Raw genomic sequence first — 13,577 nt, 5'->3', positions numbered from 1 at the left:
GATTCAACAATTGAAAATTCAAAATTCATCTTAGAAAGTTGAACCACTGGATTGGACGGGTATCGGAGCTTATTTGCTCTTAGCGTTCCCACTTTTTAGCAAGTGGCGTCAGGATGGAGGTCAGTTTCCGAACTGCCATGCTAGTTCGTACTAGTCTACTAACCCTTTCAGCAGTTTCTCATGAGGGTTTCCCCAAGAGGAATTGCCAAGATTCCTACGGACGCTTGTTCCTCTCTATCAGACGCTGGGCTAACGCTACTGCTAAGGTAACGCCAGTAAACTGGCTTGACTTTCAGCCAAATACAAAATTAAGAAATGCAATCGCGGTTGTTATCCTGGCTAATTACAGCGTATGTAGATTATAGTCGTCTGCATTCTTTTTAATAGTCAATTTACAGCCTCGTCATCAAGGATGATACTACTGCTTCTTCTTTTGTGACTATCAAGATTTTGTCAGGAATCCTACTTCATCCGTTATGCTGTGGTTGCTAGAGTATTGAGTTCCATCGGTTTTTGTATAGTTAAATTTCAGGGAAAAAACTCATGGCAAAACAGTTAAACCTTCTCTCAACGGGACAGGTAATTCCAACAGCCCTGCACACCGAGATGCAACGGTCTTACCTAGAATATGCCATGAGCGTAATTGTCGGGCGAGCGCTACCAGACGTGCGTGATGGCTTAAAACCAGTGCATCGCCGCATTCTCTATGCCATGCACGAACTAGGTTTAGTTCCAGATAGACCCTATCGGAAATGTGCCCGTGTAGTGGGTGATGTGCTAGGTAAATACCATCCCCACGGTGACCAATCAGTTTATGATGCCTTAGTTAGGCTGGTACAGGACTTTTCTAGCCGCTATCCTTTGCTAGCGGGACATGGTAACTTTGGCAGCGTCGATAATGACCCGCCAGCAGCGATGCGCTACACAGAAACGCGCCTCGCACCCATTAGCCATGAGGGAATGCTGACAGAAATCGGTGAAGAAACTGTGGAATTTGTCGGCAACTTCGATAATTCTCAGCAAGAACCAACGGTGCTACCTGCTCAGTTGCCGTTTCTGTTGCTCAATGGTTGTTCTGGTATTGCTGTGGGTATGGCGACGAATGTTCCACCACACAATTTGGGGGAAATAGTTGATGGGTTAATTGCTTTAATTGACACGCCAGATTTGTCAGATGAAAAGTTATTCGAGCTAATTCCAGGACCAGACTTTCCTACTGGTGGAGAAATAGTTGGTGAGGTGGGAATTCGGGAAGCCTATACCATAGGCAAGGGTGGAATTGTGCTGCGGGGAGTCGCAACTCTGGAGGAGATTCCAGCCACTAGAGGAAGCAAGCGACGGACGGCAATTATTATTACAGAATTGCCATATCAAGTGAATAAGGCTGGCTGGATTGAGAAGGTAGCGGACTTAGTAAATCAAGGACGCCTACAAGGAATTTCCGATCTGCGGGACGAAAGCGATCGCGAAGGGATGCGAGTAGTAATTGAACTCAAACGGGACACTAATCCTCAAGAAATTCTCCAGCATTTATATCACCAAACAGCTTTACAAAGTAACTTTGGGGCAATTCTCCTGGCTATAGTGGATGGACAACCCCGACAGTTGAGTTTGCGGCAACTTTTACAGGAGTTTTTGAGTTTCCGAGAACAAACGCTTAACCGTCGCTACAGTTATGAGTTGGGAAAAGCCCAAAGTCGATCGCATTTGGTGGAAGGTTTGCTCAAAGCACTGACTAATTTGGATGAAGTCATTGAAATTTTGCGCCAAGCTGCTGACGGTAGTACGGCAAAAATAAACCTTTGTAGCCGACTAGATTTAAGTGAGGTACAAGGAGATGCAATTCTGGCTATGCCGTTGCGTCGCCTCACTGGTTTAGAAAAACAAAACTTGCAGCAAGAATTTGAGGAACTAAGTGAGCAAATTGATTTATTGCAAAGATTACTGAGCGATCGCCGCGAATTACTCAAGGCGCTGAAAAAAGATTTGCGATCGCTCAAGCGCAAGTACAACGATCCCCGGCGGACGAAAATAACACAGGAACAGAGGGGCAGAGGGGCAGAGGAACAGAGGAGCAGAGGAACAGAGGAGCAGAGGGGCAGAGGAGCAGAGGGGCAGAGGGGCAGAGGGGCAGAGGAGGAAGAAGAAAACCTCAAATCTTCTGAGCCAGCAGAGGAAGCAATTTTAGAGTTTACCCAACGGGGTTATGTGCGCCGCACTCAGCCATCTGGGAGAAAACCAAAAACTGAGAATGGTCTAGCGGATCATGACTTTATTATCCAAACTGTATTGACCGATACAGACAAAGATTTACTAATTCTAACTAGTGGTGGCAAAGTCTACCCTGTGAAGGTGGGAGAGATTCCCCTAACCACCGGACGTTCTCCACGGGGGAAACCATTGATTACCATGCTCAGTAGTGCTGCTCAAGGCGCTCAAGAAGATGTGATTAGCCGCTTTTTACTACCGGAAAATCTGGAAACTAGCCAGATGGTTCTCGTGACAAAACAGGGACGAATTAAGCGTTTGTCTTTGGCAGAATTTACTAACTTGACTCGTCGCGGAATTACAATTTTGAAGCTCAAGGACGACGATCAATTATCATTTACCCTGTTCAACACTCCAGGAGAACATCTGATTTTAGCTAGTTCTGGTGGGCGAATATTGCGGTTTGCAGTCAATGAGGAACAACTGCCAATCATGGGTCGTACAGCAATGGGCTTACAAGCATTTCGACTATTGAGAAATCAGCAAATGGTTGGCTGTGTGACTGTCGGTAAAGATGACCAGCTATTGCTAGTTACTCAAGAAGGATATGCCAAGCGGATGGCTGCTAGTCAGTTGAGGGCAGCTAATCGCGGTGATTTAGGCACGCAAGCGCTGAAATTTGCCAGCAAAACTGACAACTTAGCTGGTATGGTCAAGGCGATCGCCTCTGGTGAGATAGCCCTAGTAACAAACAAGGATCGGGTAGTGCGGATACCTGTAGAAACAGTGCCGATATTAGGTAGGGATGTCAAAGGTGAAAGCATCCTTCAACTCAACCGCGATGAAAAAATTATCACTGTTGCCGAAGTGCGAATTTAATGAAGGGGATATTCAACTTGCGATAAGCTAGCTTGCAAGACTTAGAGGCGCTGACCCAACTGCGCGTCGAACTCCTGCGTGAGGCTGGCGATATTAAAAGTAACTCTAATACCGCCAACCTAGCAGAAGTAACTCGAAAATATCTTGGCGAAAAAATGCAGCTGGGTGAGTTTTTAGCTTGGGTAGTTGAAGTAGATAGTCAAATTGTTGGGCTAGCGGCTTAGTATTTTTTCAACCAACATTGTTCATTGGTGTCAAGTTAAGCGGTTAAAAACCGCGTCTACACAAACAAAACCTTAATTTGACTTTAGTCTACGGTTCAGATAAGGTTTTTTGATAAAAATTCTAGATCAGAAAGATGCGATAAATCGCATCTCTTGCCTTAACCGAAGGTGCTGTATTCACGCAATGTGTCGCAGGTAATTCCATTCGCCCTGGCTCTAAATTGACATGTATGAACATTAGACCTCTTGCAAAAGTGCTTTTTGCAAGAGGTGGGAAAAGGGAAAAGGTTAAAGGGGACTCCACCTTCCCCTTTTCCCGACTTCTGCAAGAAGTCTATTGTTGTGCCCCTACCTTGTGTATTTCATTTACCTGACAAACACTGTAAATCAATTATTTAATAATTACTGCCAATAATTTAATAGATTTATGACGGGAAAAATCTGAATAACATTTCCTCTACCTCAGTAAATCTGACTGAAGGCTGATGTTTTAATCTGTATAAATAGCTATTTCTATTTATGTCAAGGTATGGAAATAAAAGTATAAAAAATGTTGCTTTATTAAAATTTTTTGTTATATTAGTTTACATAAGGCAATAAACCTTAAAAATTAAATTTGGAGTCCAAACCATGACAAATGCAACCACAACAAAAGTCACTACTCCTGTAATTGAAGATCGCAACGCTTGGCGTTGGGGTTTTACCCCACAAGCAGAAATTTGGAATGGTCGCTTAGCAATGATTGGCTTTTCAGCAGCTATCTTAGTTGAGCTTTTTTCTGGTCAAGGCTTCCTACATTTTTGGGGTATCCTGTAGGTTTTAATATTCAAGATGACCTATAAATAAAAAAACCTGGAGTGCTAATTCACTACCAGGTTTTTATTTATTTGTCATTTGTCTTTCGTCATTTGTTTATTTACCAATGACTAATGACAAATGACTAATAACTCTTGATTACCGAATATATTCCTTGAGAACGCTGTTGCGATTTGGGTGACGTAACTTGCGGAGTGCCTTCGCCTCAATTTGACGAATTCGTTCGCGGGTAACGTTAAAAATCTGTCCAATTTCCTCAAGTGTCTTCATCCGACCATCATCCAAGCCGTACCGCAGTCTGAGAACATCGCGTTCACGAGGACTAAGGCTGTCGAGGACTTTTTCGAGGTCTTCGCGCAGGAGATTTTTGGAAACTTGGTCTTCTGGAGTTTCTCCATCGGACTCAATAAAATCGCCTAATCGTGAATCTTCTTCTTTACCAATAGGCGTTTCTAATGAAATTGGTAATTGGGCAGATTTAGCAATAAATCGCAATTTCTCAATGGTCATTTCCATACGAGTAGCGATTTCTTCTTCAGTCGGTTTACGACCCATTTCTTGAGATAGCAACTTGGTGGTTTTCTTAATTCGAGAAATGGTTTCGTAAAGGTGAACTGGAAGGCGAATAGTACGGGATTGATCTGCGATCGCGCGGGTAATTGCTTGACGAATCCACCATGTAGCGTAGGTAGAAAACTTATAACCTTTTTCATGGTCAAACTTTTCCGCCGCGCGAATCAAACCGAGACTGCCTTCCTGAATTAAATCTTGGAACGACAAACCACGATTCATGTATTTCTTAGCAATTGAAACCACAAGACGCAAGTTAGATTGCACCATCTTGTCTTTCGCTCTGCGTCCAACATGCAGACGATAACGAAAAGCTGGTAGTGGCAGTTGTACTGCTTCTGCCCATTCACTATCACGAGGGTCCCGATCCAACTGTTCTGAAAGTCTTTCTCTTACCCTCTCTAATTCCAGTAAATCGGCGATTTTACGTGCCAATTCAATTTCTTCATCTGCCCGCAACAGACGAATTCGACCAATTTCTTGCAAGTAAAGCCGAATCGAATCTTCTGTATAGTGCTTTTTCTTGCTTTGTGTCCGACGACGCGATTTAGCGGCTTTTCCAGACTTTGCGTCGTCCTCATCAGACTGAGGCTCTAAAAATTCCTCGTCACCTTCATCGATGATCAGCAAGTCCTCTTCTTCATCAATTAAGAGTTCTTCTAACTCGAGCTCAGGCTGATTCATTATTTCTAGGTCAGGCTGATATATGCTTTCGAGTACGTTGTTAGCCTGGTTCATGCCGCGTTCCTCATGCTCCTTGCAGAATCAATTACTCAAGATGTGTTTAATGCTCTTTTAAATGAGCCAGTTGCCAACCGAAAATAAGTTTTTTGGCAGATTTACCAAAGATATTTTCGGCAGTTTTGCACCTCCGGTAGGAGGTTTTTTACTTTAGTTTAAGTCACTACTAAACATGACTTACTCACTTTAGTAAATGTCATATGTGCTGCTATCACACATAGCTTTTAAGTGAGTGGTCTTAAAAAAAGACTTGCCTTTATCAAAAACTTGCCACTTGATACAAAAAAGTTCAGGTTCTGGGCAGATTTTCCTATAAAGACTCTTCCGATTGTAGCCTGTTTCACAGAAATTGCACTCTTTTTGTGTATTAATCATGAACTCATTAAACAAGTGTTAGCCACATTTACCAAAAAGACATTAAAAATGGGAGTTATACCCTTAAATCTTTTCTACACTTTTCGGAATTGGAGTGGTTCTCTCATTACATTTAAAAGTTAAGTACACTTGCTTTTGCTCAATTTCATGTATTTTACACAACGTTAATTACTTAGAAACAGTGCATTGCTATATTAACTCAGACCAGAAGTGTTAACTTACCCATTTTACATTTCCTTCATAAAATATTCAGTCTTTCGATCAAAGTGGGTGTTTACCGTTGAATAAATACAACAAGAGTTGTGTTTGCTCCAAATGTAGTTAACCTTCTGCGTAAGAATTACCTTAACTGAGGAGTCGAGGCTATGGCAGAATCGACCTGATAGCAGATCAATGTCGGTTTAATTAATTCGGTCTATTCACACGTTAGCGCACTGTGGCGATTTCAGCCCTATGAAACTTGACAAACTTTTCTTATTGTATACAAGGATATTTTAATCAATTCAAAAACGATTTGTCTTGGAAGATCGTAGGCATTAGCTTAAATAAAGCACTAGTAAATTAGATACATACGAGGCAATAGCTATTGCAACGCTACTACATCAAGATATTAACAAGTTTTCAGCCAGATGGTGTTTGCTCACAATAGTCATAGCCTTAAGCCAAGAAAACTCCAATAGTTGCCTAATGACTTGGTTTGTAAGTTTTTTTCAGTAAAACTTTTGTAAACTTAAACACTTTTAATTCAGTAAATTTGGGGGAATTTTTCATCTTTTTATCATCTTAATTATGAGAAATCCTCAAGATACTTATTAATTCTTGTTTGATAAATTGTATTTAGTTATGTTCTTCAAGCATAACAAATGTGTTTCTAGCTGTTGGGCGAAATTAATCAGCGAGTCAGTACAAAAGGCATTAGTCGATCCCCTATACCAACTTAGTCGGTAAATATGTTGCAGTCGAACTTTGATTTTTTGAAATCTTTACAATAACTAAAATTATACGATCGCTTGTTAACTGAAAAATTGAGAGTTCTTGTAGTGCGTGTAGCATAAAAGTCGATAAAAAATGCAATGGGTAATAGGTTTCTACCCATTACCCATGATCGGCTTCACAAATTATCAGAACCGTGAGAAAAAATTGAATTAAATATCTAGATCCGTGAAGTTGAGTTTAGAACCGTAGGTTTCGATGAATTCTCGTCTAGGTGCGACCCGATCGCCCATTAAAATTGTGAAGATGCGATCGGCTTCGGCGGCGTCTTCAATTTCGACTTGCTTCATTTTGCGGGTTTCTGGGTTCATGGTGGTGTCCCAGAGTTGTTGAGGCATCATTTCCCCCAAACCTTTGAAACGTTGGATGGTATAATTGGCGTTAGCAGGAAATTTGGCGATTGTTTGATCTTTTTCGCGATCGCTATAGCAGTACTCATGATTGCGTCCGCGTTCTACTTTAAACAGCGGGGGACAAGCAATATAGATAAAGCCTTGTTCGATGAGCGCTCGCTGATATCGATAGAAGAAAGTTAATAACAAAGTCCGGATATGCGCTCCATCTACGTCAGCATCCGTCATAATGACTATCCGGTGATAGCGCAGTTGAGTGGAATCGAATTCGTCACCTTTGACACCTAAACCAAGTGCTGTAATTAACGATTGAACTTCGTTGTTTTTATAGATTTTGGCATCATCGGTTTTTTCAATGTTGAGAATTTTACCACGTAAAGGCAAGATAGCTTGAGTGCGGCGATCGCGTCCTTGTTTGGCACTCCCACCGGCTGAGTCCCCTTCCACGATGAATATCTCAGATTCGCTGGGATCGCGAGAACTACAATCTGCCAATTTACCAGGTAATGGCGAAGATTCCAGTACAGATTTGCGCCGAACTAATTCCCGCGCATGACGGGCTGCTTCTGCGGCTTTGAAAGCTTGGATAGCTTTGTCTAAAATTGAGTCTGCTATGGCAGGATGAAATTCTAGATATTCAGTGAGGACTTCTCCTACCAAAGAGTCAACAATTCCTCGAACTTCAGTGTTACCGAGTTTGGTTTTGGTTTGTCCTTCAAATTCTGGATCTGGGACTTTAACCGAAATTACCGCAGTCAAACCTTCACGGACGTGTTCGCCACTGAGGTTAGGTTCATTCTCTTTAATTTTATTGCGCTTACGGGCGATCGCATTTAATGTCCGAGTCAGAACTGCTTTCAACCCTTCTAAGTGCGTACCACCATCTACTGTACGAATATTGTTGGCAAAACCGAGAACATTATCCGTGTAAGCATCAGTACACCATTGCAAGGAAACTTCCACTTGTACATTGTTCCGTTCCCCCTGCACATAGATAATTTCTTCATGCAGGGGTTGCTTTTCACGGTTCATGTAAGCGATATATTCTTTAATACCACCTTTGTAATTGTAGGATTCTACTTTGGGTGTATCGCTTTTTAGGAGTTCTAGACGGTTGTCAGTAAAGGTAATTTTAACACCTGCATTCAGATACGCCAATTCTCGTAAGCGACCTGATAAAGTGATGTAATCAAACTCAATGCTAGTAGTGAAGATTTGCGTATCAGGCTTAAAGGTGACAGAAGTTCCAGTTCTAGCTTCTTTGTAAGGCTTGACTTGTAGTTCGGTAACTGGGATACCGCGTTCATAGCGTTGGAGATGAACCTTTTTATCTCGCCAAACTGTAACTTCTACTACCTCAGATAGGGCATTAACAACAGAAATACCAACCCCGTGCAATCCTCCAGAAACTTTATAGCCACCGCCGCCAAACTTACCACCGGCGTGTAGTACTGTCATTACAGTTTCTAAAGCTGATTTTCCGGTGCGTGAGTGAGTATCGACGGGAATACCGCGACCATCATCTGTTACAGTCACTGAACCATCTGCATTGATATCAACCTCTATATGAGTGCAATGACCCGCCAAAGCCTCATCGATTGAATTGTCCACCACCTCGTAAACTAAATGGTGGAGTCCTCGCGGTCCAGTGGTACCGATGTACATTCCTGGTCTTTTGCGGACGGCTTCCAGACCTTCCAGAACTTGAATCTGATCGGCACTGTAACTGCTCGTCATGTAAACTCTCCTGATGCGTGGGGTTTAAGTCGCCTAAAGGCAAACAAAAGTAAAAACACTCCAAAATTGTAACACAAAAGGCTTGTTGGCGTCTGTAGGGCAATTTTAAGAGAAGTTTATACAGGGGTTGCACTCCTGTGCAAGAGTGGGGCAGAGGAGCAGGGGGACAAAGGGACAAGGAGATAAACAAAACTCCTAACTCAGAACGGGCTAAACGCCCCGCTATCCATGTACAGCACTCCTAATGTATGCCCCATAACAAATGACTAACGACTAATGACTAAATTAATTGTGATTTGTGGCGCAACGGCAACGGGTAAATCGAGTTTGGCTTTGGCTCTAGCTATGCAGTTGGGTTCTGTAATTCTCAGTGCTGATTCTCGTCAAGTTTACCGTGAGTTTGATATTGGGACGGCGAAACCAACTTTGGCTGAACAAAAATTTATACCGCACTACTTAATAGATATCTGCGAGCCAACAGACATGATGACAGTAGCAGACTATCAGGAACAAACACAACCATTAATTGCTTCTCTTGGTGTTACGCCACTCTTGCTAGTTGGTGGCACGGGTTTATATATTCGTTCTATTGTTCAAGGGATGAAAATTCCGAGAGTTGCACCGCAGATTGAATTGCGATCGCAACTTGAATCTCTCGGTCAAAATCAACTCTATGCAATATTACAACAAGTCGATCCCGTTGCCGCACAAAAAATTCATGCTAATGATTCAGTGCGAACTTTACGAGCTTTAGAAGTATATTATGTAACTGGATACCCAATATCAGAACAGCAAGGAGAAAATCCACCAAATTATCCAATTTTGCAAATTGGCTTGGATTGCGATGTTGAAAAGTTGGGCACTCGGATTAAACAGCGTACTGAGCAAATGATAGCAAATGGTTTGGTTGCAGAAGTGGAATCTCTTTGTCAAAAATATGGCGATGATTTGTCTTTGTTGAATACTTTGGGCTATCAAGAAATCAAGCAATATTTGGCTGGAGATATTTCTTTAAATGAAGCCAAAGAATTAATAGTTTTGCATACGCGACAATTTGCCAAACGACAACGTACTTGGTTTAGATCGTATCGACAAATTGAATGGTTTGATGCGAACGATTCTGACTTATTAAAGAATGTTTGGCAGCGAATAAATGAGTTTATAAGTTGCACAAATTAGTCAGATTTTTTTGCTCATGTCAAGACGCAAAAAAAACTTTGCGTCTTGACAGCGAATGTCCTATAGAGTATCAGGATCTACACCCATAGCTCGTAGCCTATCTGCTAGTAGTTGAGTGCGTTGTTCTGCTTGTTCAGCACGTTGTCGTTCTTGTTCAGCACGTTGTCGTTCCTGTTCAGCCTGTTCATCCCCAGTCAGCAAAAAAGCACGATCTTGGTAGCACCAGCGTAACCAAGTATTCTGTCTATCTTCAAATTTACCTTCCCACAAAGTTATGCCTAAACCAACTTGTTCTAACCAATTTTCTGAAGTTTCAAAGTAGCGTCTTCCCCTAAGTTCATAAACGCGTAGTACTTTTTCTCCTAATTGCTGATTTGGGTCATATACGATATAGTAACTAGCCCGCATATGTTCATAAATTTGCAGCTTTTTACCCAGTTCATCACCTTCTTTATTTGAGACAATTTCGAGGACAACTTCGGGAGGTTTGCCAAAACGCCAAACCATATAACAACGATTTTGTTTTTCCCACCATTTTTCAGGGACTTGCACATCTAAGCTGAGAAAAACGTCGGGTACAATTGCGGGTTGACCGTCTGTATGATATATACCAACATTGGCTGCTGCTAAAAAAGTCTGGTTTTGTAGAGAACTGTAAAGAGAGCCAACCAAAAGGCGTTGTTGTTTTTCGGAAGCAAAATTGTCCACAGGTGTATCATCTTCAGTGACTAGCTGGTTGGCATCTGGCACATAGTAATCATCATTATTGATTAAAACTTCTTGAACCATGATTATATCCAGTATTTGAGAGCGTTATTTCTAGGTTAGTTGATTTTCTAGGTTAGTTGATTAATGAAAGATAGAGGTTGTGACAATATAAAGGTTTCATTGTCGTACTTGTTTGCTTAGTGGGATTAAAAACTTAAACCTAATTCACCCTAATCCAAAGCTCTCCATTGCTTTCCATAGATTTCGCCGTCGCTACGTTAAGTTCATTGTAAATTTCGGGAATAGAAAGACTGCGCCTTCGAGAAGAACGCTTGAGGCTACAAAGGCAAAAAGAAGAACGTCTCAAAAAAGAACAACAATTAAGAGAAGAAAAACATAAACAAGAAAGATTAAAAATAGAAGAACGACGAATAGATGGAATTAGACAAGTAAATCAACAGCAAAATAATACAAATTTTTGGGGTAGTAATTCATTAAGTAACTCTAACAGCAAAATATATGTAGAAGGTTATCGTCGTAAGGATGGAACTGAAGTAAAAGGATATTGGAGGGATAAATAAACCATAAAACTTGGTGTTCTTAGATGGAAATGTATGTTTTATTGGGTTTGACACTAACCTATGCTGTTCCCTAGTCAAAAGGTAAAGGTTCATTAAAATCATCACTTATCCAAATCTTACCTTGGCTTAAACCTAGTACCCGTTTCTGGGGTGCTTGTTGGGGTTGAGCATATTTTTGTTCTAGAAATTCCACTAAATCTAGCACTTGTTGTTGCTGTTCGGGTGCTAGGGTTTGCAACTTGGCAATTAATTTTGAGGTGGAATCTAAAGCTTGGGAAGTCATCTCACCTTCTCCTGTTTAATGGCTGACTCTATGTTACTTTAACCAGCCGCAGTCAAATTAGGCGATGCGATCGCACTTACTCTACAACAAACGCGTAGACCCAAAGCAGCTTGTCGTCAGACATCGCCTTTTACTCACTCTTAGCTGCTATTCTTGCAACAATAGTAATTACAGCTATACTAACCAGCCTCCAATCATCTACCTTGAAATTTAAAAAACTATGCTTACCCAAGATAAAAAACAACGTAACTGGAAACCCATTCTCAAAGCATTCGAGGCTGTCCTTGGTAAAAATGGCGTAGTGCAACGCCGCGAAGAACTTATTACCTATGAATGCGATGGTTTAACTGGCTATCGCCAACGTCCGGCTGTGGTGGTGTTACCCAGAACTACAGAACAAGTTGCCCAAGTTGTCAAGATATGCAACCAATATTCTATTCCTTTCATAGCGCGCGGCTCTGGCACCGGTCTATCTGGCGGCGCTTTGCCGTTGGAAGATTCTGTTTTAATTGTGACTTCATTAATGCGGCAAATCCTCAGCATTGATTTGGAAAATCAACGCACAGTTGTGCAGCCAGGGGTGATTAATAGTTGGGTAACACAAGCTGTTAGTGGTGCTGGTTTTTACTACGCTCCTGACCCTTCTAGTCAAATTATCTGCTCTATTGGGGGCAACATTGCCGAAAATTCTGGTGGGGTACATTGTCTCAAATATGGCGTCACTACTAACCACGTTTTAGGATTAAAAATTGTCACGCCAGAAGGTGAAATTGTTGATTTAGGCGGACAAATTCCCGAAATGCCTGGTTATGATTTAACTGGTGTTTTTGTTGGTTCTGAAGGCACTTTAGGAATTGCCACAGAAATTACTTTGCGAATTCTCAAAAGTGCAGAATCAATTTGTGTATTGTTGGCAGATTTTACTAGTATTGAAGCTGCGGGAGCAACTGTTTCTGATATCATCAGCGCCGGAATTATTCCGGGTGGGATGGAAATGATGGATAACTTCAGCATTAATGCAGTTGAAGATGTTGTGGCAACTAATTGTTATCCTCGTGATGCTACTGCTATTTTGCTCATAGAAATTGATGGTTTAGAAGTTGAAGTTGCTGGAAATAAACAGCGGGTTACTGAAATTTGTAAAAAGAATGGTGCGCGTAATGTCACTTCTGCTAGTGACCCAGAAACGCGATTGAAATTATGGAAAGGACGTAAAGCAGCTTTTGCTGCTGCTGGACATTTAAGCCCAGACTATTATGTACAAGATGGTGTTATTCCCCGTACTCAGTTGCCTTATGTTCTGCATGAAATTGAGACATTAAGTCAACAATACGGTTATCGTGTTGCCAATGTGTTTCATGCTGGTGACGGTAATCTTCATCCGCTAATTCTTTATGATAATTCCGTACATGGAGCATTAGAAAAAGTAGAAGAAATGGGCGGAAAAATTCTTAAGCTTTGCGTACAAGTCGGGGGTAGTATTTCTGGTGAACATGGCATTGGTGCAGAAAAAAAGTGCTATATGCCACAGATGTTTAGCCAAGTTGATTTAGAAACTATGCAATGGGTAAGGCAAGTTTTTAATCCTCAAGGTTTAGCAAATCCTGAGAAGATATTTCCCACACCCCGGACTTGTGGTGAAGCAGCAAACGCATCGGCACTCAAGCAATTTGAAAGTGTGGAAAGATTTTAATTTTCATTTGTTATTTTTCATTTGGATTTGATCTGGTTTGGCGATCGTTAAGTATATTGATGGCTAAAATTGCCTGTAATACTTTTCATTTAAGGATTCTTGGTGTAGATAATTTGTTTTTGAAGACGCGATGAATCGCGTCTCTACATCAGGGTTCTGAACTTATCTGAACTGTATTCAAATTGCTTATGTATGATTTAAACTATTCTGATTTAATCATCATTTCTTCACATAATC

General features: G+C 41.3%; 10 protein-coding genes. 6 read left to right on the top strand and 4 right to left on the bottom strand.

Annotation, left to right across the window (positions count from 1 at the left end; translation table 11 throughout):
• The first annotated feature begins 543 nt into the window (after positions 1 to 543).
• The 3 genes from ACFG4S_RS33055 (at position 544) to ACFG4S_RS33045 (ending at position 4,127) form a co-directional block, all read left to right on the top strand.
• Entirely contained in the window at positions 544 to 3,087 is a 2,544-nt protein-coding gene (locus tag ACFG4S_RS33055; protein WP_392533061.1) for a DNA topoisomerase (ATP-hydrolyzing) subunit A, read from the top strand.
• Positions 3,088 to 3,119: 32 nt separating this feature from the next.
• A complete protein-coding gene (locus tag ACFG4S_RS33050; protein ID WP_392533060.1) occupies positions 3,120 to 3,311 on the top strand; it encodes a hypothetical protein in 192 nt (63 codons plus the stop codon).
• Positions 3,312 to 3,941: 630 nt separating this feature from the next.
• Positions 3,942 to 4,127: a chlorophyll a/b-binding protein gene (locus ACFG4S_RS33045; RefSeq protein ID WP_118165232.1), complete on the top strand. Its 186-nt coding sequence runs from the start codon at positions 3,942 to 3,944 to the stop codon at positions 4,125 to 4,127.
• A gap of 138 nt (positions 4,128 to 4,265) precedes the next feature.
• Here ACFG4S_RS33045 and rpoD read toward each other — a convergent pair whose 3' ends face one another.
• Entirely contained in the window at positions 4,266 to 5,435 is a 1,170-nt protein-coding gene (gene rpoD / locus ACFG4S_RS33040) for an RNA polymerase sigma factor RpoD (protein ID WP_335118850.1), read from the bottom strand.
• 1,523 nt (positions 5,436 to 6,958) lie between these two features.
• Positions 6,959 to 8,896 (bottom strand): DNA topoisomerase (ATP-hydrolyzing) subunit B, encoded by a 1,938-nt coding sequence (gene gyrB / locus ACFG4S_RS33035; RefSeq protein ID WP_392533059.1) that lies wholly within the window; start codon positions 8,894 to 8,896, stop codon positions 6,959 to 6,961.
• A 276-nt stretch (positions 8,897 to 9,172) separates the two neighbouring features.
• On the opposite strand from gyrB, the gene miaA reads away from it, so the two are divergent.
• Entirely contained in the window at positions 9,173 to 10,075 is a 903-nt protein-coding gene (gene miaA / locus ACFG4S_RS33030; RefSeq protein WP_392533058.1) for a tRNA (adenosine(37)-N6)-dimethylallyltransferase MiaA, read from the top strand.
• Positions 10,076 to 10,135: 60 nt separating this feature from the next.
• Here the strand turns inward: miaA and ACFG4S_RS33025 are convergent, their stop codons facing one another.
• Complete coding sequence (locus tag ACFG4S_RS33025) at positions 10,136 to 10,864, bottom strand: Uma2 family endonuclease (RefSeq protein ID WP_392533057.1); 729 nt, start codon at positions 10,862 to 10,864, stop codon at positions 10,136 to 10,138.
• Between the two features lie 251 nt (positions 10,865 to 11,115).
• Here ACFG4S_RS33025 and ACFG4S_RS33020 point away from each other — a divergent pair, with 251 nt between their 5' ends.
• Positions 11,116 to 11,364, top strand: coding sequence for a hypothetical protein (locus tag ACFG4S_RS33020; RefSeq protein WP_392533056.1), 249 nt, complete (start codon positions 11,116 to 11,118; stop codon positions 11,362 to 11,364).
• A gap of 70 nt (positions 11,365 to 11,434) precedes the next feature.
• Here ACFG4S_RS33020 and ACFG4S_RS33015 read toward each other — a convergent pair whose 3' ends face one another.
• The gene (locus tag ACFG4S_RS33015) at positions 11,435 to 11,647 is read right to left on the bottom strand and encodes a DUF2281 domain-containing protein (RefSeq protein ID WP_392533055.1); all 213 of its coding nucleotides are present in this window, start codon (positions 11,645 to 11,647) and stop codon (positions 11,435 to 11,437) included.
• A gap of 220 nt (positions 11,648 to 11,867) precedes the next feature.
• Between ACFG4S_RS33015 and glcD the strand changes: the two genes are divergently transcribed.
• Positions 11,868 to 13,340 (top strand): glycolate oxidase subunit GlcD, encoded by a 1,473-nt coding sequence (gene glcD / locus ACFG4S_RS33010; protein WP_392533054.1) that lies wholly within the window; start codon positions 11,868 to 11,870, stop codon positions 13,338 to 13,340.
• The last annotated feature ends 237 nt before the right edge of the window (positions 13,341 to 13,577 follow it).

Origin of the sequence: Nostoc sp. C117, assembly GCF_043099735.1 — a bacterium.
Lineage (GTDB): Bacteria > Cyanobacteriota > Cyanobacteriia > Cyanobacteriales > Nostocaceae > Nostoc.
The sequence above is the reverse complement of the archived record's forward strand: the minus strand, read 5'-3'. Positions and strand labels throughout refer to the sequence as shown.